We start from the raw sequence: 3,543 nt of genomic DNA on the forward strand, positions 1-3,543 counted from the left end.
AGCGCGCCTTGTCCGGGTCCATCAGCACGGTGCGGCCTTCGTAGACCACGCCTTCGATGTCGGTGACCCAGATGTTTTCCAGCGGCAGGCCCAGGTCCACCATCAGGTCCAGGCAGGCCAGCGCGGCGGCGCCGGCGCCCGAAGTCACCACCTTGACCTGCTTGATGTCCTTGCCCACGACCTTCAGGCCGTTGATGAAGGCGGCCGAAACGGTAATGGCCGTGCCGTGCTGGTCGTCATGGAAGACGGGAATCTTCATGCGCTCGCGCAGCTTGCGCTCGACGGTGAAGCATTCGGGCGCCTTGATGTCTTCGAGGTTGATGCCGCCGAAGGTGGCTTCCAGGCCGGCGATGATCTCGACCAGCTTGTCCGGGTCGGTCTCGTTGATCTCGATGTCGTACACGTCCAGGCCGGCGAACTTCTTGAACAGCACCGCCTTGCCTTCCATCACAGGCTTGGAGGCCAGCGCGCCGATATTGCCCAGGCCCAGCACCGCGGTGCCGTTGGTGATCACGCCCACCAGATTGCCGCGCGCCGTGTAGCGGTACACATTGGCCGGATCGGCCACGATTTCTTCACAGGCTGCCGCCACGCCGGGCGAGTACGCCAGGGCCAGGTCGCGCTGGTTGACCAGCGGTTTGGACGCCACGACGGAGATCTTCCCCGGGGTGGGGAACTCGTGATAGTCCAGTGCTGCCTGGCGGTCCGATTGCGTATTCATGGGGCAGAGCCTCCTTGTCTTGATATAGGAAAAATTCTAGGCTTCAATACATAAGCAGATCATTCATTTTTAATATCGTTCCATAATATTTACCTTATGCATTGCCTATGACAGCCTTTGACCCGGACCTCGTTATCCGGAAACTGACCTCGCGGCTGAAGATGCGCCACCTGGTGTTGCTGCTGCAGATCGAGCAGCACGGCTCGCTGACCCGGGTGGCCGAGCACATGGCCACCAGCCAGCCCGCCGTGACCAATGCCCTGGCGGAACTGGAAAGCATGTTCGACGTGCCTCTGTTCGAACGTTCGGTGCGCGGCATGACGCCCACCCCCCTGGGCGCGGTGGTGCTGGCGCGGGCCCGCGCCCTGGTCCACGACTTGGGCCATCTGGTCCAGGAAATGGAGGCCGTGGCGGCCGGCCACGCCGCCCATCTGCACATCGGCGTGATCCCTTTCGTGTCCGGACAGATGCTGTCGTCCGCCATCAGCCGCACCCTGCCCCAGGGCCGCCGGATCACCGCCACCATCCACGAAGGCCAGGGGCCAGCGCTGCTGCGGCAGTTGCGCGACCACACCCTGGACATGGTGGTGGGCTGGGCCACGCCCTCGGTGGACATGGATAACCTGGGCTTCGAGGTGCTGTACCACCAGCAGCCGCGCCTGATCGCCAGCCGCCGGCTGGCCGCCCGCCTGGGCCGCTCGCGGCTGGAATGGAACCGGCTGGCCGACCTGGACTGGATCCTGGGCACGCCAGACAGCCCGATCCGCGAACAGGTGTCCGAGATCTTCCTGCGCGCCGGGCTGGCGCCCCCGACGCCGTCGGTGCAGAGCGATTCGTCCAAGCTGATCGGCGAAATGATCGTGGCCAGCGACCGCGCCGTCGCCATCCTGCCCGCCGACATCGCCGACGAACTGGTGCGAATTGCGGGCGCGGCCATCGTGCCGTATTCCTTCGACTGGACCCTGCCGCCGATTGCCCTGTTCACGCGCGCCGGAGACTTGCGCCGCAACGTCGACGCGCTGTTCGCCGCCGCGCTGCGCGAGGCCTACACCAAGGGCGCGCGCGCGTCCGCCTGAACCGCGCGCGGCAAGAGAATTGCCAACAAATGCAAATACGCTCGCGCCGCGGCGATGCGCGCTCATATACTTCCCGCGCCAAGCAACAAGCAGGAGGGCATGCAGTTTTGTTCACACTTCCGCCTATCAACCCGGGCCGCGGCGCGATCGCCCTCATCGCTCTGGCCGCGCTCGCCGGACTGTCCGGCTGCAGCTCGCTCCTGAGTGAAGGCACGGGCGCCGCCGCCGGTATCGCCGGCACCGCCATCGCCAACAAGGTCACTGACAACGCCACCGTCGCCACCGGCATCGGCCTGGGCGTGCAGGCCGGCGCCAAGGCCGCGCTGGCCTACGCCCAACGCAAGACCCGCGGCGAAGAGCAGGACGCCATCGCCATGGCCGCCGGCCCGCTGGCAGTGGGCAAGGTCGCCAACTGGCAGGTCAAGCACCAGTTGCCCATCGAAAGCGACGCGCAGGGCCAGGTCACCGTCAGCCGGCTGATCGGCGGCGTGAACCTGGAATGCAAGGAAGTGGTCTTCTCCATCGACACGCCCGCCGACAAGGCCGGCGCCGATCCCCTGCGCGAGTTCTACGTCACCACCGTCTGCCGCGACGGCGAGCACTGGCGCTGGGCCAGCGCCGAGCCCGCCACCGCCCGCTGGGGTTCCCTGCAGTGAGGCGCGCCGCGAGCCTGCTGGCGCTGGCCGCCTGCCTGGGCCTGGCCGGCTGCCAGAGTTCCTCCATCGGCGGCGCCACCGGCGCCGTGGTCGGCACCATCAGCGGCGCCGCCACCGCCAATCCGGTGGCGGGCTATGCCATTGGCGTCACGGTGCAGGCGGCGGTGGACGCCACGGTGAAGTACGTGCTGCGCGAATGGAAGAACGACCAGCAGAACGTCATGGCCAATGCGGCCGGCGCCCTGCCGATCGGCGAGGTGCGGCAATGGGAAATCCGCCAACCGCTGTCCGTGGGCAACGAGCGCGGCGGCATCCAGGTGGTGCGCGACATCGCCACGCCGCTGACCCATTGCCGCGAAGTGCTGTTCACGGTGGAGCAGAAGGACACGCCCGCGCCCGCCTACGCCAGCATGATCTGCCAGCAGCCGGGCGGCCAATGGAAATGGGCCGCCGCCGAACCCGCGGTGGCGCGCTGGAACGGGCTGCAATAACGTGAGCGTTTGAGCGCCGGCGCGGGGACCGTCGACGGCGGGACCGCCTGCCGCAGGACCGCCTGCCGCAGGACCGCCTGCCGCTTGCTCCTCCCAGGGCCGGCGGGCGATACTGCCCGCAAGCCCTTTCCTCCTTACTCCCCATGAGCCCAGGCCAGTTCGTCATGCAACGCAGTGCGCTCGCCGGCGTGCAGGCCGTGGCCGCGCACAGCCGGCACGCGTTCGCGCGCCACACGCACGAACAGTTCGGCATAGGCGTCATGCGCCAGGGCGCGCAGGTTTCGCACAGCGGCCGCGGCCAGGTCGAGGCCGGCCCCGGGCACGTCATCACGGTGAACCCCGGCGAAGTGCATGACGGCGCCCCCATCGGCGACGGCGGACGCGCCTGGCAGATGCTGTACCTGGATCCCGACGTGGTGGCCCAGGCGGCGGCCGAACTGGGCGCAAGCGGACCCAGCTACGAATTCGAGCACCCGGCGCAGGACCGTCCGGCGCTGGCGCGCGACGTGCTGGCCCTGTATGCGCAGGCCACCGCCGGCACGGCGCCCCTGGCCTGCGACGCGCTGCTGCTGGGCATCCTGGCGCAGGCGCGCGACCGC

The 3,543-nt window shown here is 68.3% G+C and carries 5 protein-coding genes; 4 read left to right on the forward strand and 1 reads right to left on the reverse strand.

What is annotated here, in order from left to right; genetic code table 11:
- On the reverse strand, positions 1–721 hold a 721-nt coding region (locus WBB14_RS13565; protein ID WP_424240292.1), incomplete at its 3' end, for a malic enzyme-like NAD(P)-binding protein.
- A 107-nt stretch (positions 722–828) separates the two neighbouring features.
- Between WBB14_RS13565 and WBB14_RS13570 the strand changes: the two genes are divergently transcribed.
- The 4 genes from WBB14_RS13570 to WBB14_RS13585 all read left to right on the forward strand — a co-directional run.
- Positions 829–1,797 carry a LysR substrate-binding domain-containing protein gene (locus WBB14_RS13570; protein ID WP_424240293.1) on the forward strand — a complete coding sequence of 323 codons (969 nt, stop codon included), beginning with the start codon at positions 829–831 and terminating at the stop codon, positions 1,795–1,797.
- 107 nt (positions 1,798–1,904) lie between these two features.
- On the forward strand, positions 1,905–2,453 hold the full coding sequence (locus WBB14_RS13575; protein ID WP_013395902.1) for a hypothetical protein: 549 nt from the start codon (positions 1,905–1,907) through the stop codon (positions 2,451–2,453).
- A complete protein-coding gene (locus WBB14_RS13580) occupies positions 2,450–2,944 on the forward strand; it encodes a hypothetical protein (protein WP_424240294.1) in 495 nt (164 codons plus the stop codon). The genes WBB14_RS13575 and WBB14_RS13580 overlap by 4 nt, the downstream gene beginning before the upstream one ends.
- Before the next feature lie 164 nt (positions 2,945–3,108).
- Positions 3,109–3,543: AraC family ligand binding domain-containing protein (locus tag WBB14_RS13585; RefSeq protein ID WP_424240295.1), on the forward strand; the 435-nt coding region annotated here is incomplete at its 3' end.

Source organism: Achromobacter sp. (assembly GCF_049647645.1).
Taxonomy (GTDB): Bacteria; Pseudomonadota; Gammaproteobacteria; order Burkholderiales; family Burkholderiaceae_B; genus Achromobacter.